This window comes from Candidatus Venteria ishoeyi (assembly GCF_030378065.1).
In the GTDB taxonomy this organism is placed as follows: Bacteria; Pseudomonadota; Gammaproteobacteria; order Beggiatoales; family Beggiatoaceae; genus Venteria; species Venteria ishoeyi.
Window position 1 is genome coordinate 20,163 of sequence record NZ_JAUCGJ010000038.1, and the last position, 24,238, is coordinate 44,400.

Here is a 24,238-nt window from a genome sequence, read left to right on the forward strand (position 1 = left end):
AGATATGATTCGCTATCTCAAAATAAGTAATTTTAAAAGCATCAACATGCTTGAGTTGCGTAATATCCAGCCTTTTTCAGTATTTGCAGGTCCTAATGGTTCAGGGAAAAGTAATTTTTTTGATGCGATGAATTTTGTTGGTAAAATTTTGCATTTTGGTGCTGAAGAAGCAATCAGACAATATGGTGGTTATGAAAATATTTATTGTTATCAGCGTTCTGCTGAAAATAATCAATTTTTTGAATTTGTAATTGAGGCAATTATTCGTGACCACACCAGAGATGAAGATGTAATTTATCAGTATAAATTAACGATTGATCTGAAAAATAGAAACCTTAAAGATAAAGAGGAAAAATATTCCGATAACCTGGAACAAGCAGCGCCGATAAAAGGTAAAAATACCAAAAATCGAATCCGAAAAGAGTATTACCGATGGGTTAAGGAGTTCCTGAAAGGTGTAAGAGTTTATAAAATTGATCCTGTATCTGCTAAATATCCCCCTTCCCTATCTAATTATTCTAATGCTCAATTAAATGAAACAGGAAATAATCTGGCAAATGTTTTAAATAGATTTGAACGTGAGCAAGAAAAAAATATGCTGCCTTGTTCTAAGACAGAAAGGTTAGAGGAAATTGAAGAGTGGCTGACATTAATTGTGCCTGGCTTCAAAAAATTTCAAACCAACAGAGAGCACTTAACAGGTAATGTCTCATTTTTATTGCATGAAAAAGGTGCAAACAGTATATTTCCAGCACGTTTAATTTCTGAAGGGACAGTTTATTTATTATGTTTATTGGTTGCTGTTTTTCAAGGTCAAACCTCACTGGGAACATCACCTTTTACTTTAATTGAAGAACCTGAGCGGGGCTTGCACCCGAAAGCAATCTATGAATTGGTTGATTTTTTTCGGGAGAAGTCAGGAAAAAATGCTCCAATTTGGCTGACAACACATAGTGAAGCAGTAATCAGAGGCTTGCATAATGGGGAGCTTTGGTTAGTTGAAAAAGATGAAGACGGTACAACAAAAATAAAACAAGCAAATATTCCCAAACAAACCGGGATTTCTGTTGATCAGATGTGGCTTTCTAATGCACTAAATGGTGGATTGCCATGGTAGTCAAAGTTGGTTTTGTCGTTGAAGGTGATTGTGAAAAAATACTGATTGAATCAAAGCATTTCCGTGATTGGGCTGTTCAATATGAACTGGAAATTTGTGATCCAGTAATTGATGTGCGTGGTGGAGGAAATTTATGCCCACAGCAAATCCAGCCTTATGTGGAACTCTGTCAGAAACAAGCAAATCCAGATAAAATTGTTGTACTGACTGATTTGGAATGTGAGCCTTGTATTACTCAAGCACGTCAACGTATTGGGATTGAGCATATTGATTTGCTCTGTATTGCTTGCAAGGCATTAGAATCCTGGTATCTTGCTGATACTGAAGCATTGCAAAAATGGATGGAAAAGAAAGTTTCTGAACACAAAAACCCTGAACTCTCAGGTACTGAAAAAAAGCCTTGGGATGAGTTAAAATGTCTTGCCAACAAATATAAAACCAGAGGTCCAGGTAAGAAAAAGCCAATATTTACCAGAAAAATGTTAAATGATTATGGTTTTTCCCTTCAGCGTGCTGCTGCTCATCCAGCTTGTCCAAGTGCACAATATTTTCTCAAAAAATTGGCAGCACTCACTCAATAGAGACGCTTATCGTTCATTTCAAAACCATGCAATCCCGTGATATTCTCAAGGTTTCCGAACTCAATCAAAAAGCCCGCGCCCTGCTGGAAACCCAGTTTCCAATACTCTGGGTAGAGGGTGAAATATCCAATCTGGCCCGCCCTGCTTCAGGACATCTCTACTTTTCCCTGAAAGATGCGCAAGCACAGGTGCGTTGCGCGATGTTTCGTTATCGTGCGCAATTAAATACTTGTCAGCCAAAAAATGGTTTACAGGTGATTGTGCGCGCCCGCGTGAGCTTATACGAGGGACGCGGTGAGTTTCAATTAATTGTTGAGCATATCCAGGCAGCGGGAGAGGGCTTGCTGCAACAACGCTTTGCAGCCTTAAAACAGCGTTTATTGGCAGAAGGTTTATTTGAAGCCGTGGGTAAAAGGCCGTTGCCTTTATTAGCTCAGGGTATTGCAATCATCACCTCAGCCAGCGGTGCTGCCATTCATGATGTATTAAGCGTACTGCAACGTCGTTTCCCGGCTATTCCCGTTTATATTTATCCGGTTGCAGTACAAGGCGAAAATGCCGCTGGGGAAATCATTAGTGCATTAAAAAAAGCCAATGCCAGCTCACTTAATGATGTTATTTTATTAACCCGGGGCGGTGGTTCTTTAGAAGATTTATGGCCTTTTAATGATGAACGCCTGGCGCGCACAATAGCCAGCAGTCGCCTGCCCGTGGTCTCAGCCATTGGTCATGAAACCGATTTCAGTATCAGCGATTTTGTGGCTGATGCGCGCGCGCCCACGCCGTCTGCTGCTGCTGAGTTACTCAGCCCTGATGTCAGCGTGTGGCTGGATAGTTTTATACGGATTGAACAGAATCTGATCCGGCAATTAAAAAACAAAATACAGTTTTTGCAACAAAAACAGGCATTATTAAGCGCCCGGGTGCAGCATCCACAAAGTCGGCTTAATGATTTCAGTCAACGCCTGGATAATTTTGAGTTGCGTTTACACCATGCCATACACAAAACACTGCAACAAAACCAGTATCGTCTGGCGCGGCAAGCGCAGCATTTACTGGATTTACAGCCCGCTCAGCAACTTGAAAGTTTGTCTAAACAATTAGATTATTTGCAAGCTCGCTTATTACGCGAAATCAAGCAACATTTACAAACCCATCAACAAGCCGCAGCCAATCTGGGCAAACGACTGGATACAGTCAGCCCATTGGCAACCTTGCAACGGGGTTATAGTATTGTCACTGATGCGCGTGCTAAAAAGGTATTACACCGCATTGAAATGATAAAAACTGGGCAAAAATTGCAAATAAAGTTTGTCGATGGTGTAGCCCGGTGCGTTGTTGAATCCAAACAGATTGATGAGGCAAGCACTTGATAATTTACAGTTGTCGGTTCACAGTCCCCTGTGAATCATAACCACTCCTTAATGCTGATACTGTACCTGTATATACCACGTCCGTGGTATTTCCTGAGTAATAATTGTTGATCCTGTTTCCTGACCAAACTCTGCATGATGCGGATCAAATAGATTACGTCCACCGATAGAAACGCTTAAATTTTGATGAGGTTTCCAGCCTAATCTTAAGTCTACCCGCGTATAAGCCGATGTATTTGATTCCGTCAGTTTGTCAACATAATAAATACTGCTGTCAATTTCCCAGTTTTTTGCAGGATTCCATAAACTGCGTAAATTAAGTTGGTGCTGCGGTGTTTTACCCGCTTTGCTTTCCTGACTGCTGAGTGACGGGTTCAGCGCCTGTAAACGCATATCCAGATAAGTATAACTGGTAATCAATTTCCAGGATTTTGCGATCTGCCATTGCCCAGCCAGTTCAAAACCTTGCCCCGAACCTTTCATATCATTGGTAAAATGCTGATTTAATGTGGGTGGCGGTGGAAATGGAGAAAATTGTATGTCAGCAATAATCAGGTGCTTATAATCATTATAAAAAACCGTTGTATCTAAAAAGAAACGTTTAGAGGGATGATAACGATAACCCAATTCATAAGCCAGCAGGGCTTCTGAGTTTAAGTCAGGATTACCCTTGACGCTAATGCGCATCCCTTGCTGAACACTGGAAACATCCAAATCTGAATTAGAGCGCGAAGGTGTATGTACTGCGCGTGAAACCGAAGTCCATAGTTGGTGCTTGTCAAAAGGACGCCACAACAAACGTGCGCTGGGTTGAACTTCAAGTCCAGTATAATCATTATGTTCAAATTTGGTACCCAGCGTCAGCCACCAGTGTTCCGGTATCAAAATCCATTCTCCCTGTATAAAAGCACTGAACAGGTTGTCCTGGCGTTTAGGTGGATTATAATTGACTGCACCGCCAGGAGGTGAAACCAGATGATCTGTAATATAACGATAAGCTAAACCCCAGACGTATTCCTGTTTCTCGCCACGTTGAAAGCGATGCTGAAAGTCAATATCCCAGATTCTTCTGGAATCCGTTAAATTGAATTCTGTACGCTTCTCCCGCTCGAAATAGCTTTGTAGAATGGTGTTACCATTTTCCAGATCATGCTGCCAGCGACCAGAAAGGAAAAAGCCATTATGATGATTACGATCAACAATATCGGGACGCTGTAATGGTGGGCTGTTTAAAATACTGTGATAAACCTCAGCCTGCATGTTAAAGGCATCTTTTTCATCGTTTTTCCAGTCAGCACGAAATCCGCCGGTCTGCATACGCCAATCATCTTTTTGCTTTGCATTTAAAGCATCAACCGAGCCATTAAATGTCGAAGTTTTGGCATAGAAACGGTAAGTGCCTGAGTCACCTAACTCACCGCCATAACGCGCACTTAAGCTGCCTTTTTCTCCGCCCTGACCCAAGCTTGTGCTGAGCATAGCGCCCTGTGTATCCTGGCTGTGACGGGTGATGATATTAATGACGCCATTTACCGCATTTGCACCCCATAAGGTGCCACCGGGACCGCGTACAATCTCGATACGTTCCAGATCTGCCATCACGGTATTAATACGGTTCCAATAAGTACCGGAACTGGTGGGGCTGTAAACACTGCGGCCATCTATCAGTACCAGCAGTTTACTGGAAAAGCGCCCATTTAAGCCACGAATGCTCACTGCCCAGGTGCTGGAGTCCAAACGTGCGACCTGCACACCTGGTGCCATGCGCAATGCCTCAGGGATGCTGGTAATACCCGCGCGGCGTATATCTTCGCGGGTAATGACAAAAGCAGCAGCAGCAGTTTCAGTGATTTTCTGAGATTTACGCGCCACACTGGCAATATCATCAATGCGTACTTCCAACAACTGCTCAAGGCTCAGGCCCCGTAAATCTTGAATAATTTCTTTCGGGTCTTCCTGTGCTGCAACAGAAGATAATAGGGGGAAAATGCTACTACCAGCGAACACAGCCATCATTACTGTTATTTTGTGCTGCCATGATTTCTTATTCATAATAATGTCCTAAAATTTATTTTTATTTAATGACTTCCTTGATTTGCAATAGTTTTCCCATAAACAAATAAAAGTTTGTTTATTTTGTTACGATTACATATTCATTTACACTCATTCTAGATATATTATCGCTATGTTACAATATAAAATCATTCCCGTTACAGATTTTCAACAGAATTCTACCTTATTATGGTGTGATCAAAGCCAAAAGGCGGCTTTAATTGATCCGGGAGGGGAACCTGACTTATTATGTAGCGAACTCGAAAGCCGTAAACTCATCCCGGAAAAAATTTTATTAACGCATGCTCATATCGATCATGTTGGGGCGGTTGCAGAACTAGCCCGACGCTGGTCAATACCCATAGAAGGCCCCCATCAGGCTGATCGTTTCTGGTTAGACAGTCTGGCTGAACAATGCCAGGTATTCGGTTTTCCTAAAGTTGAAAGTTTTATTCCGCAGCGTTGGCTGAAGCAACACGATCAGGTAACAGTCGGTGAACTCTTGCTGGAGGTACGGCATTGCCCTGGACATACGCCGGGACATATCATTTTTTATCATGCAGATTCAAAATTAGCCTGGGTGGGTGATGTTCTGTTTAAGGGGTCTATCGGACGCACGGATTTTCCGCAAAGTGACACTGCAAGCTTATTAAAATGTATCCGCGAGCAGTTATTACCTTTGGGTGATGAAGTACGTTTTATTCCCGGTCATGGCCCTATGTCGAGCTTTGGTGAGGAACGGCATAGCAACCCATTTTTGCGCTAGAAGGCTGTCCGGGAACTCAGTTTTTTAAAAAAACCAGTTTTTTAAGCCATTGATAAATAATGACTTAGGTATGTGCTTAGCTAAATAAAAGTAGTCATAAACCAGATAAAAATGGAAACTAAAACATCTCTGGGTGAACAGCATTATATACACCATGTCCGCTATTCTTTTCAGGAGCGGATTGTGGGTGTTTTTGTCTTTTTTGCACCATTGGTACTGATATTTTTATTTGTGGTCAACAGTGAAACTCAATACCTGTTTGAAGAACATATTGATTTATATATCCTGTTGCAAAACGCTGGTGGTGTTTCCACTGAAACCCCGGTGCGAATCTCCGGCATTGAGGTTGGCAGGGTAACTGTCATTGAATTATCTGAAGACAATCGTATTCGTCTGACGCTTTCCGTGCGTAAACGCTTTCTGGAATTGCTCCGCACAGACTCAAAAGCTGCCTTGGGTACGCTTTCTTTACTGGGTAAAGCCGTAATAGAGATCAGTCCTGGTGATAAAACCTTAGCTTTGCTGAAACAGGGGGCTTATTTACAAGCCAAAGAGCAAAAAACGCTGGAAGATATTATCAATGAAACGCAACCCATAGTTGAAACCATCCGTACCACAATTGTTGATGTAGCACAGTTGATTCGTGCCATAGATCCTCAACAAGTGACTGGTATTACTGAAGATATCAGTGTTACTGCCAAAAACCTCAGACTCATCAGTCAACATTTGCTTCAAGTTGAACTAATTAAATTGGAAGCCATGCTTGATACATCGGGAAAGGATCTGGTTGCGATTATTCACCGTATCAGTGCTGGTAAAGGCTCATTGGGTAAATTATTATTTGATGAAGCGTTGGCAAATAATCTGGAAGCTGCGATTATTCAGGTAAACCGCGTTGTGGAAACAGTGAATCAGATGTTGCAAGCTTTACAACCACTATTGCGGGATTCTTCAGCCATTACCCGCGATGTACGCAAAGCCTCTGCCACACTCCCGATTACCGCCAATGAAGTACACAAACTGGTGGTGCAACTCAATACCCTGCTTGCCAGTTTAAGCGGCGAATTACAACAGTTTCCACAACTCATGACACAGTTAAAACTGCTGATTGAAGATACGGATCGCTTGTTGATGGGGATACAGCGTATCTGGCCGGTTTCCAGTACACTGGAGGTACCGAAACGTGATTTATTAACCATACCACTACCCATTAATGAGTAAATAATCTGAATTCGATTTCGATAAAATACAGGGCCTCAGTGAATAGAAGATTGTCATACATTTTATTATTATCATTGCTCTTAACGGCTTGTATTTCTGCGCCACCTGAAACCCCACCATTTGCTTTGCTTAAAGCTGAAGAGCAAATGAGTACCGGTACCTGGGCTTTCGCAGAAAATGATTATGTTACCGCCAGCACCCATTTTCAACATGCTTTAGCTGATTATAGTGCGCTGGATTATGTTAAAGGCATGGTACCCGCACATTTAAATTTAGCAGAAACTGCCTTAGCCCTGCATAGCTTGAAAGCTGCACAAAAGCATCTGGATGTTGTAGCGGATTTGATTCAACGTGAACGCTTAAGTGATTTGTTACCACGTTTAAATTTATTACAAGCAACGCTGGCAATACGTCAACAAAACTATGATAAAGCTTTGGCGTTATTGGAAACCTTGTTGCTGGAAATTGAAGGTCAGCAGCATTGTCCTTCTAATCTACATCTGAGCGCCATGAGTAATCGTACCTTATTGGCTTTTATGTATACGCCTCAACAAGCTGCAACACAACTGAGGCGTTTTGAATTTGCTTTATTGCTGTGTTTAAATGCGAGGCCGCGCCCACAACACGGGACTCTTGCGGCTTTTCGCGGACGTCTGGAACGGTTTAAAGCGCAACTTGCTCTGCAACAACATGACGTGCAATCAGCGCATCAAGCATTAAACAAAGCACTGCTTCATTATCGCCGCGCGCTGTATCGTCCCGGTCTTGCGGCGACATTAACTGAATGGGCCAAATTACTGATGCAACAGCAAAACTGGTCAGAAGCAGATAATCGTTTAGAACGCGCCATTACCATACGCTTGCATATGCAGGATGCCAAAGGTACAACGCAGAATTTGGCATTGTGGATCCAGGTTAAAAAAATACTGAAGCAAAAACAGGCGGTAAAGGAGTTAGAAAAATGGCAGGCATTATTGCAGGAAAAAAGTGATGATGTCTGGTTGCACCTGCGTGAAGCTAAAAAAACAAAAATTCACACCCCATGAAATACCTTATTAGTGATTTGCAATCCACAAAACTTATTTATCTGAAAGGTTTTCTGTTTTTTCTGATATTACTGCTGTCTTCTTTTTTGATATTAAACACATACCCAAGCCTGAAAATATTTTTTCTACTTATACTGGTGATATGGTCATCTGCCAGAAGCTATTATTTTATGTTTTATGTAATTGAAAAATATACGGATAAAAATTATAAATTTTCAGGTATTTATGCCTTTTTGGTCTATCTTATGCGGCAGCGGATAAAAAAATAACAATACGTGGATACTGGCATTTATAGTGGTAATGCTACAATACTCAATATTTTAATTATTTAAAGGAGTTACGCAAAAACTTCTTTTTTATGCTTTAAAGTATAAAAAAACTGTTTTTTGCTTCACGCTGATTTTTGATTAGTCCTGGATAATCCCGATGCCAAGCCAAAAATAAACGCGTTGCATAGTAACACCCGTTATTGATAACAGGAGACTTATGAAAACATATGATATGCTTATCGTAGGCGGGGGCATCAGTGGTTTGAGCATGGCACATTATGCGTTGCGTTCAAACTGGCGCAGTGCAGTACTGGAAGCAACGCCGGAGGTTGGCGGCTTGCTGCATACCACACATTTTGAAAAAACAGATTTCTGGCTGGAACTGGGTGGACATAGTCTTTTTAACTCCTATCGTCACTTGCTGGGGATTTTGAAAGATGTGGAACAACTGGAGCAAGTGCAGAAAAAAACTGGACTCAGCTTCCAGTTGTGGCAACAAAATATGCTGTCGTCGATTCCTTCACAACTGAGCTTTCCGCGCTTATTGTTAAATATACCCAAATTATTTATTACTCGTAAAAATGGTCTGAGCGTTGCGCAGTATTACCGCAAGGTGGTGGGTGATTACAATTACGAGCATGTATTTCGTCATGCGTTTAACGCGGTTATTTCCCAACCAGCCGATGCATTTCCCGCAGATTTACTATTTCGTAAGAAACCACGCGATAAGACACAGCCCCGCAGCATGATTTTAACGCAAGGTTTACAAAGTATTGCCGAAGCGATTATTGGACAAAATAATTTTGAATGCCTGACTGGAACTGAAATTAAAGCGATTACTTATCAAGAAGGTCTGTTTGAGCTTACTGATCAGCAAAATAAAAAATATTATAGTCGTACCTTGACGCTGGCAACGCCTGTGGCAACTACTGTGTCTTTATTAAAAACAGCATTTCCACAGTTATGCGAATCCTTGCAACATATTCCCTCCGCCAATATTCAAAGTCTGGGAGTGCTGGTTGACGCATCAGCCGTGTCACTGAAACCTGTAGGCGGTATTATTGCCACCGATGCAGCATTTTATTCCGTGGTTTCCCGCGACCCCCTGCCCAATGAACGTTATCGTGGTTTTACTTTCCACTTTAAGCCACAAATTGATGAAAAAACCCGAATAAATACCGTGTGCAAAGTGCTGAACATCACACCAGAGCAGATTCTGCAACAAAAAACCCGATATAGTAGCCTGCCCAGCCTCGGTGCCGGACATCATCAAAACCTTGCGCATTTACAAAAAAACTTAGACTCCTTGCCACTGGCATTAACGGGAAATTATTTTTACGGCTTATCAATTGAGGATTGCGTCAGTCGTTCTATGATGGAATACCAGCGTTTACAAACATTTTTGGATAATTAAGCTGAATTGTGAAAACCTTCCAGGTCTTAGGAACGAGGATTTTATAATCCTCGTTCCTAAGACCCGGAATAAAATTTCATAAGGCTTTTACTTCAAACGAGTCAACCCAGCGTCCCTCATAGGCGTATAATGTTTTTTTCTCAATTTCCAGGGTCATGAAATAACCTTTTTCCCCCTGAAGATGCAGGTAATCATAGTGATCGCCAAGATTAAATAATTCCGGTAATTCCCCCTGTAAACCAATACAGTTGGCTGTGCCACGCTCTGTCACCAACAAGGTACGATTATTTAAGCTGATCTCATCGCCAACCGAAAGTTGTTGCAGGCTTTCAGCTTGTGCAATTTTTATCGTCTCAGTGGACTGCTTGGGTTGCGCTGAATCTAAACTAAAGTCCAGTGGGGCGCTCAGTAACTGCGCAGGCAGCGATAAACTATGGATGGATACGGGCACTTCAATGGCAATATCACCTTCATCCACGCTCACCCATTTGCCCTCTTCTCCGCTGTTACTGCTAATAACCCACCACTCATCCCAATAACCATGTGCATATTCAAAACGTACATGACCAACCGGGGTAAATTTCCAGTCACGATAGGTAAAATTTTGATAGAGTTGCAGCAAAGAGGGATAATCTGCCATCACAGATTGTATGCCGCGCAGTTGCACCACCTTGTCATCCAAAAACAAACCACTGCCGCAATGCGGACAGGTCATCAATTTGGTATAACGAAAATGCAAGGCTAAAGGGCCGCCGCAAGAGGGACAATTGTATGTTGGGAATTGATTTTCCATGAACACTATTGTAAACGCAGTTGCCCGATTAAAACAGTGCAACAAGATCCTGATGCAGCACCTGCACGCAAGCAAAGTTTACAAAAGGTTCAGGCTATCGGTATTTTGTGAGTAAAAAAATGTTAAAAAAAGTAGAGCCACTCATGCAATCCCCCTGGAATCAAGGTATTTGACATTATTTGAGTAAAACGGTAACTTATTATTCAATTTAGATTGATTCTAAATTTTTTATTAGACAGATTTCATAAGTTACAACACTTGGGAGTACACAATGGATTTAAAAAATAGCAAAACCGAACAACACCTGAAAGATGCTTTTGCCGGTGAATCTCAGGCAAACCGTCGTTACCTGTATTTTGCAGCCAAAGCCGATGTTGAAGGCTATAATGATGTTTCCGCTGTTTTCCGTTCTACCGCAGAAGGTGAAACCGGTCATGCACATGGTCATCTGGAATACCTGGAAGAAACCGGTGATCCAGCAACTGGACTGCCTATCGGTAGCACCAGCAACAACCTGAAAGCAGCCATTGCCGGTGAAACCCACGAATATACCGACATGTATCCGGGTATGGCTAAAGATGCGCGTGAAGAAGGTTTTGACGAAATCGCAGACTGGTTTGAAACCCTGGCTAAAGCAGAACGCTCCCACGCAAACCGTTTCCAGAAAGCTCTGGATAACCTGGAAGCCTGAGACTAGCACATTGCCAAGCTTATTTTGACGGAAGTGCAGACCTGACAGGTTTTTGGTATGAAACCCGACAATAGAATGTTGCTGATGTACCAGGGGGCGGGAATGTTATAACGCCCGAAACTTGAGAACGCTTTATGGTTCATTTTCTGCGTTAGTTTCGGTTTTTATTTCATTTTTGTTCCTCAAGTGTAATAAAAAATCCAGGCTGAAATCTGTTTAAGATTCCAGCCTGGATTTTTTTATGCTGAAAATATTGATTTTCATTTGAGCAACAGGTATGATTTACGGCTTTTTTAGTATCTAAAGCTTCTCCAGGAGTTGTTTCATGCGCCAGATTTTAGTTGCCGGTAACTGGAAAATGAATGGTTCAACCGCCAGCATTGCCTCCTTACTTGACGGTATCAAAGCCGGAATGGATAAGGTACAGGGTAATGTCAGTGTTGCCGTATGCCCGCCTTTTGTCTACTTACAACAGGTTGCCAGTGCATTGGAAGGCAGCAAAATTGCCTGGGGTGGTCAAAATGTTTCTAGCGAAGCTTCCGGGGCATTTACTGGAGAAATTGCGTTAGACATGCTCAAAGACTTTGCCTGTCATTATGTGATTATTGGTCACTCTGAGCGCCGCAGTTTATATGGTGAGAGCGACGAAATCGTTGCCGATAAATATGCAGTGGTTCGCGCAGGTGGACTCAAACCCATTTTGTGCGTTGGTGAATTACTGGAAGAGCGCGAAGCGGGTCAAACAGAAGCTGTTGTTGCAAAACAATTGGATGCCGTCTTAGCCCGTAATGGCGTAGAGGCATTGGCAGATGGCGTCATTGCTTATGAACCTGTCTGGGCAATTGGTACCGGCAAAACCGCATCACCGGAACAAGCGCAAGAAGTTCATGCTTTTATTCGTGCAAAAATTGCCAAGCAAAGTCAGGAAGTTGCCGATAAGGTACAGATTCTTTATGGTGGCAGCATGAAACCGGGCAATGCTGCGGACTTACTGGCAAAACCAGATATTGATGGTGGTTTAATTGGTGGCGCAGCACTGAAAGCAGAAGATTTCCTGGGTATTTGCACGGCTGCATAAGAACGTATTACGATACGTAATCAGCATTTCCATGCTAAGGCGTGGAAACAAGAGAACAAAATAATATTATGACTGAATTTTTTCATGTACTGCACATATTTATTGCTTTAGGCCTTGTTGGTCTGATTTTGATTCAACATGGCAAGGGCGCAGACGCTGGTGCAGCTTTTGGTAGCGGCGCTTCTTCCACCGTATTTGGGAGTCAAGGATCTGGCAGCTTTCTGACTCGCTCCACGGCAATATTAGCAGTTATCTTTTTTGTTACCAATCTGGTCTTAGCTTATCTCAGTTCGCAAGTTGCTGAGCCAGAAAGTGTGATACAGGAAGTGACAGAACCTGCACCTTTGTCTTTACCGACTGAAATACCAGTACTGCCGGAAGCGGGTAATGAAGTTCCCACAATACCTGTAGTACCAGCAAAAGAAGAAGCAGCATCCGCTGAGATACCCGTTGCGCCTGCAACTCAACAGCCTGCGCCTGTAGACGCGAAGCCTGTAGCAACAGAAACAGGAGCAGCACCTGATACTCAGTAATACAGAACATGCCGATGTGGTGAAATTGGTAGACACGCCATCTTGAGGGGGTGGTAGCGAAAGCTGTGCCGGTTCGAGTCCGGCCATCGGCACCAAATCATGAAACCATAGTGTTTCACAAGTACCTAAAACCCGCATAACGCTAAGTTATGCGGGTTTTTTATTACATTTGTCACCTCATGATTAACCGCTGTTACGCAAATGTGATGCAAAAAATAGCAACTGCGTAACATTAATCATTGAATACAGAGAATACAGAAAATTTTCACCCAAAATGGTTGACATCAAATATTTCACCCTTATTATTAGCAACCACTCGGAGAGAGTGCTAACAATCTTTCTCTCCTACATATTGTTATTAAGTTTATATTTGTTTTCTAAGGAGACATTGAACATATGAATATTCGTCCATTACATGATCGCGTGGTTATTCGCCGCATGGAAGAAGAACGTACCAGCGCCGGTGGTATCATCATGCCAGATAGCGCCACTGAAAAACCTTCTCGCGGTGAAGTGATTGCCGTGGGTAATGGCAAGGTTCTGGATAATGGGCAACAGCGTGGTCTGGATGTCAAAGTCGGTGATACCGTATTGTTTGGCAAATATTCCGGCAACGAAGTAAAAGTTGACGACGAAGAACTTCTGGTGATGCGTGAAGACGACATCATGGCAGTGGTTGAAGCTTAATCGCTCCCACCTGCATCCAACATTAAATTTTAACCAAGAATTACGCAATAGAGGTTTTACAACATGAGTGCAAAAGAAGTTCGCTTTGGTGATGACGCGCGTCAACGTATGATTTCCGGGGTAAATACCCTGGCTAATGCCGTTAAAGTAACCCTCGGCCCTAAAGGCCGTAACGTGGTGCTGGATAAATCTTTTGGTGCCCCAACCATCACTAAAGATGGCGTTTCCGTTGCCAAAGAAATTGAGCTGGAAGGCAAATTTGAAAACATGGGCGCACAGATGGTCAAGGAAGTGGCTTCCCAGACTTCTGACACCGCAGGTGACGGCACCACCACCGCTACCGTATTAGCACAGTCTATCCTGACTGAAGGCATGAAAGCCGTTGCTGCGGGCATGAACCCTATGGATCTGAAACGCGGCATCGATAAAGCCGTTCACGCAGCCGTTGACGCGCTGCGCAATCAATCCACCCCTTGCACCGACGACAAAGCTATTGCTCAAGTCGGCACTGTTTCTGCCAACGCCGATACTGCTGTGGGCGAAATCATTGCCACCGCGATGGGCAAAGTGGGCAAAGAAGGCGTGATTACCGTTGAAGAAGGTAATTCCCTGGAAAACGAACTGGATGTAGTTGAAGGCATGCAGTTTGACCGTGGTTACCTGTCACCTTATTTTGTCAATAACCAGCAGACCATGACCGCAGAACTCGAAAATCCAATGATTTTGCTGCATGACAAAAAAATCTCTAACATCCGTGACCTGCTGCCAATCCTGGAAGGCGTTGCCAAACAAGGCAATTCTTTACTGATCATTGCCGAAGACGTTGAAGGCGAAGCCCTGGCGACTTTAGTGGTTAACACCATTCGCGGCATCGTTAAAGTTGCAGCGGTTAAAGCTCCAGGCTTTGGCGACCGTCGTAAAGCCATGTTACAGGATATTGCTATTCTCACCGGTGGTACCGTAATTTCTGAAGAAGTTGGCCTGACCCTGGAAAAAGCCGGCATGGAAGACCTGGGTACTGCGAAAAAAATCAGCATCAGCAAAGACAACACCACAATTGTTGATGGCGCAGGCCGTAGCGAAGAAATCAAAGAACGTGTTGATCAAGTTCGCGCACAAATTGAAACCACCTCTTCAGACTACGACAAAGAAAAACTGCAAGAGCGTGTTGCCAAACTCGCTGGCGGTGTTGCCGTGATCAAAGTAGGCGCAGCCACTGAAGTTGAAATGAAAGAGAAAAAAGCGCGCGTAGAAGACGCGCTGCACGCAACCCGCGCCGCCGTTGAAGAAGGCGTGGTACCGGGTGGTGGTGTTGCTTTGGTTCGCGCACTCTCTTCTCTGGGTGAACTTAAAGGTGAAAACAGCGATCAGGATACCGGTATTACACTGGCACGCCGCGCAATGGAAGAGCCTTTACGCCAAATCGTTGCCAATGCCGGTGGCGAAGCTTCCGTGGTACTGAACAAGGTTTCTGAAGGTGAAAATAACTACGGTTATAACGCCGCTTCTGAAGCCTATGGCGACATGATCGAAATGGGTATCTTAGACCCCACCAAAGTGACACGTACCGCACTGCAAAATGCCGGTTCTGTTGCGGGCCTGATGATCACCACTGAAGCTATGGTTGCAGAAGTACCTAAGGACGATGCACCAGCAGCAATGGGTGGCGCTGATCCTATGGGTGGCATGGGCGGCATGGGTGGCATGGGTGGCATGATGTAATTAATCTGGATTCGATAGAAGCTTCTTTCAGCATTAACAGTGCTGAAAACCGCTTCTGTCTCATGCTGTTTAACCTGAGTTCGACGTAAGCTTCATTTTGCGCTTATGGCGCAAAAAGCCGCTTCCGTCTCAACTTAAGTGTTTGATAGTGTGTGTGTACCAGATGCCATTGTGTTTGCTTTGGGAATGTCGCCTAGCGGATTTCTTGAAGCACTGATGTTGCACCAAAAAAAACCTGCAAATCCTGATTGGATTTGCAGGTTTTTTTTGGTTTCCACACGCCCTGCGTGGTAACCCGTGGCGGCGTACCTGCGCCGCGTATTGGTTTAACACAAGGCTCGTGGGAGTGGGAAAAAATAGACTTAATCTCAACCAGAAATGGGAGGAGGTTTAAGTTTACGCAAACTTGCTACTTTGCAAGGGGCATGAAGAACTGAATGAAAAGAGAGTTTCATGTTCGGTTCTGTGAAAGGCTGAGGGGGGAAGCTCCCTCGGCCTATTCGACCAGGTTATTGATTAAGCTTAATTAATAGCTCGTTAATCACACTCTCAGCGAACTCGATTTGCCCTAAATCATCTGGCTGTGGCTCATGGGTAAGTCTTTTGGCAAAATATTCCTGCTCAGCAATCTTCCGATCTATATTTTTCTGCTTAATTTCTCCCGACTTCATCATCGATAACGAAAGCATATTGCTTAGCTTGGTTCCGGTCATGCTATAGCAACTACCGGTTCTAATGCTCTCAACAGAGCTGAAACGACATCCTGATAACGAGTTATTATCATCGTTTATTGAAAATGTATAAACATTGTCGATGTTATTAAGGCTGTTAAAATCAAGTATTAAAAATAATTGAACATCAGGGTTATAGGAAACTGCTGCTGTATTACCAGATTGGTCAGTACCCATTATAATATAAGTGCCTGGGTCGCTATCATTCTCTATGGCTTCCCCAGTGAATGTATATTGTCTGGTGAATTCACTCAGTATCTTAAATTTTAACTCCCAACTGCCATACATGCGTTCTGGCTGGCAACGATTGTAGTTGCTTCCACTTAGTCCTTCGCAGTTACTGGTATTTGCTGGCGGTGCGGACACATTATTACAGCCTTCGCCCCAGCAATAGTCATGACGAACATAACGCCAGTCTGCTTTATCTACGCTAATACGACTTGAGTCATCAGAACGACCGCCAATAATACTAGGTGAGCGTCCTTCAAATTGACTACTCATGCGCACTTCAAACAAGCCAACATGGAAAAAATTTAAATTCACTGTGCCAGATTGTGCAAACCAGATTTTTGTATAGATTTCAGGGTTGCCTTCGTTGCCCCAACTTACATTGTCCTGGCTGGCATAAAAATAACCAGCAATAACTGAATCACCACTATTGGTAACAACACGCTTGGTTTCTTGCCATTGTAAGTCAAAATCACCGGTTGATTGTCCGGCATCAAGCGTACCCAACATGCGCGCATCAATGGTTAATTTACCAACATTAGGTAAACCTGAAATTGTCACTGCTAAAACGGAATGGTTAAGCAGGGCGGATAACAGAAAGCTAAGTAATACATATCTCTTCATAATAAAGTCCTTGTATATTGAATTTAACCTGCTCGTGCAATGTGTAAAATTTTCAATATTAAAAACAGCTCAGCAGGGTGTAATGTGAAATTAATACCATATGATGGTATTAAGACTATTCCAGTATAATATTTTTAATTTTGTAAAAATGTTATTTTATTGTGCTGGTTGTTGTTCTGTATTGTAACTTTTTCTAATTCTCACGTACCCTGTATGGTAACCCGTGGCGGCGTACCTGTGCCGCGAGTTGATTCGTGACGCAGGCGCGTGGGAGCGAGAAAAAGAGGTGCTAAATTTGTTCAGCAAGTTGTTTCATAAATATCTGTATATTCTCTTCATTTCTTTTATAGTAGGTCCAGGGGCCAATACGCCTGGATTGAATAATACCTGCACGGTGTAAGGTGGCTAGGTAAGATGACACTGTAGACTGAGATAGCCCCGATGTTTCCTGAATGATGCTGACACACACACCTTCTTGATCAGCATCAACAAGCTGATCTGCAACGGGAAAATGCTTCTTTGGCTCTTTCAGTTTTTGGACGATTGTTAATCGTACTGGATTTGACAGCGCTTTAAATACTTCAAGAATATCCAATGAAATCAGTCCTTTGTTTAGATATGAAACTTGCATATTACGATATTTAGGTATTTCTGTAAAACCGAACCCTTTGACAAAATTTAATATTCCAGAAGGGAGAGTAGCCCAATAATATCCATTAAAACATAGAAATGATAAGTGAATATTGTGCTCTCCAGCTTACAGATATTAGTACATCAGCAACATTCTATTGTCGGTCTCCATACCAAAGACCTGTCAGGTCTGAAACCCGTCAAAATAAGCTTGCTGATGTACTAGCCCTCCTTAGCCTGACTGGCTCTATACTGAAGGGGAATACAGTGGATAGTCCGTATATCCAACTTCTGTTCCGCCAAACATCGTATTGGGATCAAGAGGGTTTAGAGGCCAGTTATTTTTTATCCGTTCCGGCAGATCAGCATTAGCAATAAAGGGACGACCAAAGCCAAAGATATCACCTAAACCCGCTTCCAGCATACGGCATGATTTTTCTGCGGTGTATTTGCCTGCATACATGATTAGCCCACTGAAACTTTTGCGAACCTCCTGACAGAACAACTCTGGCAAGTCAGGGGCATTGTCCCAGTCAGCCTCAGCAATAGAGAGGTATGCTATCCCAATCTGTTCCAACAGTGCTACGGCTTTGATGTAAGTTTGGTGGGGATTCTCCTCCACAAGACCCAGGTAGATACGATCCTCATCTGTGGTTTCAAATAGAGGCGCGAAACGTACGCCAACTTTATCCTTACCAACGACTTGCACGACTGCCTCAGTGACTTCTTTAAGGAAGCGCAAACGGTTTTCCAATGAGCCGCCATACTCATCCGTTCTGAAATTGGTTTTATCTGAAAGGAACTGATTGACAAGATAGCCGTTAGCACTATGGATTTCCACACCATCAAATCCAGCCTCAATAGCATTTTTTGCAGCTTGGGCGTAAAGTTGAACAATTTCCTTGACCTCTTCTGTTGTTAATGCGCGGGGTTCGCTCGGTTCCGCCAGTTCGCCCTCTCCTGGTGCGGTTTCAATAAAAACCTTGACGGCATCAGCGCGCGTAGCTGATGGAGCGACAGGAGGCTCTCCATTGGGTTGAAATGAGGTGTGTGATACGCGACCAACATGCCAGAGCTGCAAAAATATGGTTCCACCCTCATCATGCACCGCTTTAGTAACCTTCTTCCAGCCTTCCACTTGTTCAGAACTATAAATACCGGGGGTCCACGCATAACCCTGACCTCGTGGCTCAATCTGAGTGGCCTCTGTAATCAAGAGTCCGGCATTAACCCTTTGGGCATAATACTCTGCCATCAAATCAGTGGGAATATTGCCTGGCTGGCTACTTCTGCAACGGGTCAAAGGTGGCAAGACTATGCGATTGTTAAGGGTGTAGGGGCCGAGTTTTACGGGTTTAAATAATGAGCTTGCATTCATCTGTAATATGCCTGTATGTGGAAATTGCAAAATATCAATATGAAGAGCCAAAACTAAGCGTTAATTTTCAGCCAACAACTGTGTCAAAAGAAGTGTCAGGATGCGCATTTGATTGAAAATCGCTATACGTTTTTACAGTTATCTACTAAATATTCTAAAGGCTAAGTTTTCAGAATATATTAATCGCCATATCTAGGTTTGTCAATATCCAGATATGTAATAACATCAATCTTTCTGCTTCCCACGCAAGGCGCGTGGGAGCCAGAAATAACTATAGCTTCATGGATAACACCCCTTCAAGAGGGGGTATTCGTTAGATGTTTAGAAATTATTTACTTGATGGATTAATGCTTGGATATGAGGATTTGAATGCCCATAACTCACAATGACGACATCAAGACCAGCATTCCTATAAAGCTTTAAAGAGCGCTCAATTGCGTTTACTATCCATGTACTTTCATTGCCAAATGCACCCCCTCCAAGTAGTGTGAGATAGACTTTATTGTTGCCAGTTTTTTGGGAATTCAAGATACCTGCACAGATAGTTGCTTCGTATGAAGCCTCTAAAACAATCCTGGCAAACTCTGCCCACAGCATAGGTGATTGTTGTGAATAGGCAACGGGAAGTGCCGAACAATAAGTTTGGGTAACGCTGTGTTTGGCATCATGTAATGTTACCTCTGTATTCCACTGAATTCCAATACGCAACAACTTTCTCAGCTCATCAATTTCAGCTTCACTTGCTGATTTGATTTTATGGTTGATTTTGATTAGCCCTGCCTCAGATGCTAAAGCATAACCATTTCTCATTTGCCAAAGACGATTATCTGAATTGCCTAATGCCTCGCCCATATTAGCAAGGCAATCTATTTGATTATCCGTGGTTTGACCTATTTCACCGTGAACTTTTGCGAAATAGTTTCGATAAATAGTACCCGCCCCCGCTGCTATGGCGCAAGCAGGCCCCTGTGTTCGATCATACTCATAATCACTGACCCCCTGTTCTGGTGTAACATTGGGGGAAACCATTTCCAGCAGGTTAAATTGGGAAGCGACTTGAAACAATGAACCGGCATTTACGCTTTCAATATGCAGTTGCTGAACATCAGCCACTACTTCACGAACAGATATTTTTTTAGTTTGGTCTTCGTTGTGTGCAACGCGCTCTCGTAACTCTGCCAAAGATGGTGTTTCTAATAACCCGCAGCTATATTCCTTATCATTTATATGAGATTTCAATATTTCTCCAGTAACAGATAAGTTTTTACGAACCTGCGTCGGGGACTCTTCTTGGAAACCTGTAAGTACTTTAAACCACATGTGATATTTCCTTTTTGGGAATGAGAAAAAATAAAGTAATTACATTGTAATTACTTTATAGATTTTATTTGGAGCAGAAAAATGGCACATCTCATACAGATTGGTAATTCTCAAGGAATACGAATACCAAAACCATTAATTGAAGAGGCACATTTTGCAGGGGCTGAATTGTCTATCAAGGTCGTCTCAGAGGGTATTCTCATTTCACTTAAACACAAGCCGAGAGAAGGCTGGCAGGAATCAATCGCTACAATATTGGCATCTTCTGATTCAGAAACGATAGACAGCGAATGGTTAGATGCTTCATTGATAAAGGATGAAACGCTTGAATGGTAAAAAAATGCTATCACGCTTTGAGGTTTGGCTGGTGCAACTTAATCCAACACAAGGCAGGGAAGTTAATAAAACAAGACCTTGCGTTATTTCCTGATTCCCACGCGCCCTGCGTGGTAACCCGTGGCGGCTTGCTCCCACACAAGGCGCGTGGGAGCGAGAAAACAACTTGAATTGAACACGGTAATTTTTACAGTTGCTGCTGGGATTGGTATATAATAACCGGTTTTATTTTTATCCAGGCTATACAGGCAGGTATATCATGTTTTCCCAGTCTATGACCATTGCAGAATTTGACCCAGAAATCGCAAAAGCAATCGATTCAGAAAAAGTGCGTCAGGAAACGCATGTTGAATTGATCGCTTCGGAAAATTACGCCAGCCCCCGCGTGATGGAAGCGCAGGGCAGCGTGTTAACCAATAAATATGCAGAGGGTTATCCAGCAAAACGTTATTATGGCGGCTGTGAGTATGTGGATATTGCCGAGCAACTCGCCATTGACCGGGTTAAAGCGTTGTTTGGCGCAGATTACGCCAACGTGCAGCCACATTCTGGCTCGCAGGCCAATGCCGCCGCTTACCTCGCCTTATTGCAGCCGGGAGACACCATCTTAGGCATGAGTCTGGCGCACGGTGGACACTTAACCCACGGCTCTAAAGTGAATTTTTCCGGTAAAATATTTAATGCCATACAATATGGCTTAAATCCTGACACTGGCACTGTGGATTATGGACAGATTGAAGAACTGACCCTGGAACACAAACCAAAAATGGTGGTGGGTGGCTTCAGCGCCTATTCCCGTGTTGTTGATTGGGAAAAAATGCGCGAAATTGCCGACAAGGTGGGCGCGTATTTAATGGTGGATATGGCTCATGTCGCCGGTTTAATCGCCACAGGCTTGTACCCCAGCCCGGTACAGATTGCCGATGTCACCACCAGTACCACCCATAAAACCCTGCGCGGCCCACGCGGCGGCATTATCCTGGCAAAAGCCAACCCCGAAATCGAGAAAAAACTCAATTCTCTGGTATTCCCCGGTACTCAGGGCGGCCCCTTAATGCACGTCATTGCCGCCAAAGCCGTTGCTTTTAAGGAAGCAATGGAACCTGAGTTCAAAACCTACCAGCAGCAGGTGATAGAAAACGCGCAAATCATGGCTAAAACCCTACAGGAGCGCGGTTATAATATCGTCTCCAATGGCACCGACAACCACTTATTCCTGGTCGATTTAATCGACAAAAAACTCACCGGCAAAGAAGTTGACGCGGCGCTGGGCAAGGCCAATATCACGGTTAATAAAAATACCGTACCCAATGACCCGCAATCCCCGTTTGTCACCAGCGGCATTCGCATCGGCACCCCCGCAATCACCACGCGCGGCTTTAAATCGGCGGAATGTCAGCAACTCGCAAACTGGATTTGTGACATTATTGATGACCTGGGTAATGAAGCTTTGCAACAGGAAATCGCCGGGAAAGTTGAAGCCCTGTGTAAACAATTTCCAGTTTATTCAGCATAAAGGATAAATGAATCATGGCAGCTAAAAAGTCAGAAAATGTGCCTAAAAATATGGCAGCAAAATATGCTGAAATTACTGCGCTCACAGATGATTTCTGCCAACGGCACTTGAATGATGAATATGCAAAAATGATTCGTTACGCCGTTGCGGCAATGGCAAGAAAGCGCCCTTCCCCGCTTGTGAAAGGGCGCGCAAATTCATGGGCTTGTGGCGCGGCACATGCGATTGGTATGACTAATTTTGTTTTTGATAAAAGTCAGCAACCAACAATCACAGCCAAAGCCATGTATCAAGCCTTTGGTCTTGCTGAAAGCACCGGGCAGGCGAAGTCAAAACAAATACGTGACGCGCTTAAAATGAGCCAGTTTGATGGCAATTGGACATTGCCCAGCCGCATGGATGACAATCCAATGGTCTGGATGATTCAAGTCGATGGTTTGATTGTAGATGCGCGTCATCTGCCCAGAGAAATACAGGAAGTCGCTTTTGAAAAAGGCTTAATTCCTTACATCCCGGATGATAAAGAATGAATGACGAATATTATATGGCGCAGGCTTTGCGCCTTGCAGAACAAGGTTTATGGACGACTGATCCCAACCCGCGCGTTGGCTGCGTACTGGTTAAAGACGAGCAAATCGTGGGACAGGGCTGGCATCAACGCGCAGGCGAAGGCCATGCCGAAGTCAATGCCTTAAACGATGCAGGCGATGCCGCGCGCGGTGCAACGGCGTATGTCACCCTGGAACCTTGTTGTATTCATGGCAGAACACCACCCTGCACTGATGCGCTGATTAAAGCCGGTGTTGCGCGGGTGGTCACAGCGATGCAAGACCCCAATCCGCAAGTCATTGGCAACGGTATCAAACAACTGCAAGCCGCCGGTATTGAAGTCAAAACCGGCGTATTACAAGCTGATGCCGAAAAACTCAACCCCGGCTTTATTTCCCGCATGTGCAAAGGCCGCCCCTATGTGCGCTGTAAACTTGCCATGAGTCTGGACGGGCGCACCGCGATGAAATCCGGTGAAAGCTACTGGATTACCGGCGAAGCTGCACGGCGTGACGCACAAAGCCTGCGCGCGCGCAGCAGCGCCATCATGACCGGCGTAGGTACGGTATTAACCGACAACCCTTCCATGAACGTGCGCCCCGGAGAACTGCCGGAGCATTTTTCCATACCGGAAAACCTGCGCCAGCCGCTACGCATTGTGGTCGATCATCACCTCAGCCTGCCTGCCGATGCCAAATTGCTGGGCCTGCCGGGACAAACCCTGGTGGTCACTGCCAGCGATGATCCCGAATCCCAGGCCGACTTAAAAGCAGCGGGTGCTGAAGTCTTGTATTTACCGGCAAAAGAAGGCGGCATTGATCTGGCGGCCTTATGTCAATTACTGGGAGATCAGGAAATCAATGAACTCCATCTGGAATGCGGCGCTAACCTTGCCGGTGCCATGCTGCGCGCCAAACTGATTGATGAACTGGTGTTATATGTGGCCCCGGTGCTGATGGGCGACAGCGCGCGCGGCTTGTTCCACCTGCCGGGGCTGGAATTGATGGCGGAGCGTATTCCACTGAAAATTGCAGATATGCGCGCCGTGGGGCAGGACTGGCGGGTGACGGTGACTTTCCCTGAGGAGTGAGGATGAAATAAGTGCAGGAACTGGGCACAGGATTTTCATTCATTTTCACAACGCAGAAAATGGAGAAAAAAACCAGCCCGGTTTCTGAAGTTATAAAATTCTCGCGCCTTAAGTTAATGGCACCAAAATAGTGCAAAAACAGCATAAATCCGCGCTAAAGACCATTCCATTAAAGTGGTTATAGGGTTAAACTCAAAATAATAATATCGTTCAATGACTTATCAATAAAAACTCATGTTATTTATTAAGACAGGTCGGCGGTACTTATAAAATCAATGACTTACAACGGTTTTTGAGCTACTTTTTTAAAATTTTTTGTATTATCTGTGCAATTTTAAGGGGGTGCGCGGAAACGCCTTGAAAGTGCTTGATTTCAAAAGGTGTTTATGGTGTATGGTTTCAGACGCATTGGCCGCTTAGGCTGTTAAAACTTAAAAAACCGCCCTCAGGCGGTTTTTTAATGTCCTGTACAGAGACATAACACTTATTTTTT

At 43.9% G+C, this 24,238-nt stretch carries 23 protein-coding genes and 1 tRNA gene; 18 read left to right on the forward strand and 6 right to left on the reverse strand.

Annotated elements, in window-relative coordinates; translation table 11 throughout:
• The first annotated feature begins 4 nt into the window (after positions 1-4).
• The 3 genes from QUF61_RS12845 to xseA are packed head-to-tail and all read left to right on the forward strand — an operon-like array spanning position 5 to position 3,071.
• Positions 5-1,117, forward strand: coding sequence for an AAA family ATPase (locus QUF61_RS12845; RefSeq protein WP_103922247.1), 1,113 nt, complete (start codon positions 5-7; stop codon positions 1,115-1,117).
• On the forward strand, positions 1,111-1,698 hold the full coding sequence (locus QUF61_RS12850; RefSeq protein WP_103922248.1) for a DUF4276 family protein: 588 nt from the start codon (positions 1,111-1,113) through the stop codon (positions 1,696-1,698). Before QUF61_RS12845 ends, QUF61_RS12850 begins: the two co-directional genes overlap by 7 nt.
• Positions 1,699-1,724: 26 nt before the next feature.
• Complete coding sequence (gene xseA, locus QUF61_RS12855) at positions 1,725-3,071, forward strand: exodeoxyribonuclease VII large subunit (RefSeq protein WP_289682032.1); 1,347 nt, start codon at positions 1,725-1,727, stop codon at positions 3,069-3,071.
• 48 nt (positions 3,072-3,119) lie between these two features.
• Here the strand turns inward: xseA and QUF61_RS12860 are convergent, their stop codons facing one another.
• Positions 3,120-5,123, reverse strand: a complete 2,004-nt coding sequence (locus QUF61_RS12860) for a TonB-dependent receptor plug domain-containing protein (RefSeq protein ID WP_103922250.1) — start codon at positions 5,121-5,123, stop codon at positions 3,120-3,122.
• Between the two features lie 133 nt (positions 5,124-5,256).
• On the opposite strand from QUF61_RS12860, the gene QUF61_RS12865 reads away from it, so the two are divergent.
• From QUF61_RS12865 to QUF61_RS12880, 4 genes are all read left to right on the forward strand, one after another.
• Positions 5,257-5,889 (forward strand): MBL fold metallo-hydrolase, encoded by a 633-nt coding sequence (locus QUF61_RS12865; protein WP_103922251.1) that lies wholly within the window; start codon positions 5,257-5,259, stop codon positions 5,887-5,889.
• A 111-nt stretch (positions 5,890-6,000) separates the two neighbouring features.
• Positions 6,001-7,110 (forward strand): MlaD family protein, encoded by a 1,110-nt coding sequence (locus QUF61_RS12870; RefSeq protein ID WP_289682033.1) that lies wholly within the window; start codon positions 6,001-6,003, stop codon positions 7,108-7,110.
• 50 nt (positions 7,111-7,160) lie between these two features.
• On the forward strand, positions 7,161-8,156 hold the full coding sequence (locus tag QUF61_RS12875) for a hypothetical protein (RefSeq protein WP_289682034.1): 996 nt from the start codon (positions 7,161-7,163) through the stop codon (positions 8,154-8,156).
• Positions 8,157-8,642: 486 nt separating this feature from the next.
• The gene (locus QUF61_RS12880; protein WP_103922254.1) at positions 8,643-9,839 is read left to right on the forward strand and encodes a protoporphyrinogen/coproporphyrinogen oxidase; all 1,197 of its coding nucleotides are present in this window, start codon (positions 8,643-8,645) and stop codon (positions 9,837-9,839) included.
• Positions 9,840-9,915: 76 nt separating this feature from the next.
• On the opposite strand, the gene QUF61_RS12885 is transcribed toward QUF61_RS12880, so the two are convergent.
• A complete protein-coding gene (locus QUF61_RS12885) occupies positions 9,916-10,632 on the reverse strand; it encodes a DUF4178 domain-containing protein (RefSeq protein WP_103922255.1) in 717 nt (238 codons plus the stop codon).
• 271 nt (positions 10,633-10,903) lie between these two features.
• Here QUF61_RS12885 and QUF61_RS12890 point away from each other — a divergent pair, with 271 nt between their 5' ends.
• The 6 genes from QUF61_RS12890 to groL all read left to right on the forward strand — a co-directional run bounded on the left by QUF61_RS12890 (position 10,904) and on the right by groL (position 15,343).
• Positions 10,904-11,323, forward strand: coding sequence for a rubrerythrin family protein (locus QUF61_RS12890; protein ID WP_103922256.1), 420 nt, complete (start codon positions 10,904-10,906; stop codon positions 11,321-11,323).
• A gap of 325 nt (positions 11,324-11,648) precedes the next feature.
• Complete coding sequence (gene tpiA / locus QUF61_RS12895; protein WP_103922257.1) at positions 11,649-12,401, forward strand: triose-phosphate isomerase; 753 nt, start codon at positions 11,649-11,651, stop codon at positions 12,399-12,401.
• Positions 12,402-12,469: 68 nt separating this feature from the next.
• Positions 12,470-12,934 carry a preprotein translocase subunit SecG gene (gene secG / locus QUF61_RS12900; protein ID WP_103922258.1) on the forward strand — a complete coding sequence of 155 codons (465 nt, stop codon included), beginning with the start codon at positions 12,470-12,472 and terminating at the stop codon, positions 12,932-12,934.
• A gap of 10 nt (positions 12,935-12,944) precedes the next feature.
• A tRNA-Leu gene (locus QUF61_RS12905) sits at positions 12,945-13,029 on the forward strand.
• Positions 13,030-13,330: 301 nt separating this feature from the next.
• Entirely contained in the window at positions 13,331-13,621 is a 291-nt protein-coding gene (groES, locus tag QUF61_RS12910; protein WP_103922259.1) for a co-chaperone GroES, read from the forward strand.
• Positions 13,622-13,684: 63 nt separating this feature from the next.
• Entirely contained in the window at positions 13,685-15,343 is a 1,659-nt protein-coding gene (groL, locus tag QUF61_RS12915) for a chaperonin GroEL (protein ID WP_103922260.1), read from the forward strand.
• 509 nt (positions 15,344-15,852) lie between these two features.
• Here groL and QUF61_RS12920 read toward each other — a convergent pair.
• From QUF61_RS12920 to QUF61_RS12935, 4 genes are all read right to left on the reverse strand, one after another.
• A complete protein-coding gene (locus tag QUF61_RS12920; protein WP_146066898.1) occupies positions 15,853-16,926 on the reverse strand; it encodes a hypothetical protein in 1,074 nt (357 codons plus the stop codon).
• Positions 16,927-17,215: 289 nt separating this feature from the next.
• Complete coding sequence (locus QUF61_RS12925; protein ID WP_286019578.1) at positions 17,216-17,521, reverse strand: ArsR/SmtB family transcription factor; 306 nt, start codon at positions 17,519-17,521, stop codon at positions 17,216-17,218.
• Positions 17,522-17,803: 282 nt separating this feature from the next.
• The gene (locus QUF61_RS12930) at positions 17,804-18,934 is read right to left on the reverse strand and encodes an alkene reductase (protein ID WP_289682036.1); all 1,131 of its coding nucleotides are present in this window, start codon (positions 18,932-18,934) and stop codon (positions 17,804-17,806) included.
• Positions 18,935-19,255: 321 nt separating this feature from the next.
• Positions 19,256-20,254, reverse strand: coding sequence for a hypothetical protein (locus QUF61_RS12935; RefSeq protein WP_289682037.1), 999 nt, complete (start codon positions 20,252-20,254; stop codon positions 19,256-19,258).
• Between the two features lie 81 nt (positions 20,255-20,335).
• Here QUF61_RS12935 and QUF61_RS12940 point away from each other — a divergent pair, with 81 nt between their 5' ends.
• The 5 genes from QUF61_RS12940 (at position 20,336) to ribD (ending at position 23,745) form a co-directional block, all read left to right on the forward strand.
• Positions 20,336-20,590 (forward strand): AbrB/MazE/SpoVT family DNA-binding domain-containing protein, encoded by a 255-nt coding sequence (locus tag QUF61_RS12940; protein WP_177428674.1) that lies wholly within the window; start codon positions 20,336-20,338, stop codon positions 20,588-20,590.
• 4 nt (positions 20,591-20,594) lie between these two features.
• Complete coding sequence (locus QUF61_RS18235; protein ID WP_407080059.1) at positions 20,595-20,684, forward strand: type II toxin-antitoxin system PemK/MazF family toxin; 90 nt, start codon at positions 20,595-20,597, stop codon at positions 20,682-20,684.
• A 165-nt stretch (positions 20,685-20,849) separates the two neighbouring features.
• Complete coding sequence (gene glyA / locus QUF61_RS12945; protein WP_289682039.1) at positions 20,850-22,106, forward strand: serine hydroxymethyltransferase; 1,257 nt, start codon at positions 20,850-20,852, stop codon at positions 22,104-22,106.
• A gap of 14 nt (positions 22,107-22,120) precedes the next feature.
• Positions 22,121-22,636, forward strand: a complete 516-nt coding sequence (locus QUF61_RS12950) for a DUF6398 domain-containing protein (RefSeq protein ID WP_286019581.1) — start codon at positions 22,121-22,123, stop codon at positions 22,634-22,636.
• The gene (ribD, locus tag QUF61_RS12955; protein WP_103922266.1) at positions 22,633-23,745 is read left to right on the forward strand and encodes a bifunctional diaminohydroxyphosphoribosylaminopyrimidine deaminase/5-amino-6-(5-phosphoribosylamino)uracil reductase RibD; all 1,113 of its coding nucleotides are present in this window, start codon (positions 22,633-22,635) and stop codon (positions 23,743-23,745) included. Before QUF61_RS12950 ends, ribD begins: the two co-directional genes overlap by 4 nt.
• Positions 23,746-24,238 lie beyond the last annotated feature (493 nt).

What these genes read in the sequence shown, in the direction of transcription:
- QUF61_RS12845 (WP_103922247.1), top strand. Translation starts at nt 5, where the DNA reads ATGATTCGCTATCTCAAAATAAGTAATTTTAAAAGCATCAACATGCTT.
- QUF61_RS12850 (WP_103922248.1), top strand. Translation starts at nt 1,111, where the DNA reads ATGGTAGTCAAAGTTGGTTTTGTCGTTGAAGGTGATTGTGAAAAAATA.
- xseA (WP_289682032.1), top strand. Translation starts at nt 1,725, where the DNA reads ATGCAATCCCGTGATATTCTCAAGGTTTCCGAACTCAATCAAAAAGCC.
- QUF61_RS12860 (WP_103922250.1), bottom strand. Translation starts at nt 5,123, where the DNA reads ATGAATAAGAAATCATGGCAGCACAAAATAACAGTAATGATGGCTGTG.
- QUF61_RS12865 (WP_103922251.1), top strand. Translation starts at nt 5,257, where the DNA reads ATGTTACAATATAAAATCATTCCCGTTACAGATTTTCAACAGAATTCT.
- QUF61_RS12870 (WP_289682033.1), top strand. Translation starts at nt 6,001, where the DNA reads ATGGAAACTAAAACATCTCTGGGTGAACAGCATTATATACACCATGTC.
- QUF61_RS12880 (WP_103922254.1), top strand. Translation starts at nt 8,643, where the DNA reads ATGAAAACATATGATATGCTTATCGTAGGCGGGGGCATCAGTGGTTTG.
- QUF61_RS12885 (WP_103922255.1), bottom strand. Translation starts at nt 10,632, where the DNA reads ATGGAAAATCAATTCCCAACATACAATTGTCCCTCTTGCGGCGGCCCT.
- QUF61_RS12890 (WP_103922256.1), top strand. Translation starts at nt 10,904, where the DNA reads ATGGATTTAAAAAATAGCAAAACCGAACAACACCTGAAAGATGCTTTT.
- tpiA (WP_103922257.1), top strand. Translation starts at nt 11,649, where the DNA reads ATGCGCCAGATTTTAGTTGCCGGTAACTGGAAAATGAATGGTTCAACC.
- secG (WP_103922258.1), top strand. Translation starts at nt 12,470, where the DNA reads ATGACTGAATTTTTTCATGTACTGCACATATTTATTGCTTTAGGCCTT.
- groES (WP_103922259.1), top strand. Translation starts at nt 13,331, where the DNA reads ATGAATATTCGTCCATTACATGATCGCGTGGTTATTCGCCGCATGGAA.
- groL (WP_103922260.1), top strand. Translation starts at nt 13,685, where the DNA reads ATGAGTGCAAAAGAAGTTCGCTTTGGTGATGACGCGCGTCAACGTATG.
- QUF61_RS12920 (WP_146066898.1), bottom strand. Translation starts at nt 16,926, where the DNA reads ATGAAGAGATATGTATTACTTAGCTTTCTGTTATCCGCCCTGCTTAAC.
- QUF61_RS12930 (WP_289682036.1), bottom strand. Translation starts at nt 18,934, where the DNA reads ATGAATGCAAGCTCATTATTTAAACCCGTAAAACTCGGCCCCTACACC.
- QUF61_RS12935 (WP_289682037.1), bottom strand. Translation starts at nt 20,254, where the DNA reads ATGTGGTTTAAAGTACTTACAGGTTTCCAAGAAGAGTCCCCGACGCAG.
- QUF61_RS12940 (WP_177428674.1), top strand. Translation starts at nt 20,336, where the DNA reads ATGGCACATCTCATACAGATTGGTAATTCTCAAGGAATACGAATACCA.
- QUF61_RS18235 (WP_407080059.1), top strand. Translation starts at nt 20,595, where the DNA reads ATGCTATCACGCTTTGAGGTTTGGCTGGTGCAACTTAATCCAACACAA.
- glyA (WP_289682039.1), top strand. Translation starts at nt 20,850, where the DNA reads ATGTTTTCCCAGTCTATGACCATTGCAGAATTTGACCCAGAAATCGCA.
- QUF61_RS12950 (WP_286019581.1), top strand. Translation starts at nt 22,121, where the DNA reads ATGGCAGCTAAAAAGTCAGAAAATGTGCCTAAAAATATGGCAGCAAAA.
- ribD (WP_103922266.1), top strand. Translation starts at nt 22,633, where the DNA reads ATGAATGACGAATATTATATGGCGCAGGCTTTGCGCCTTGCAGAACAA.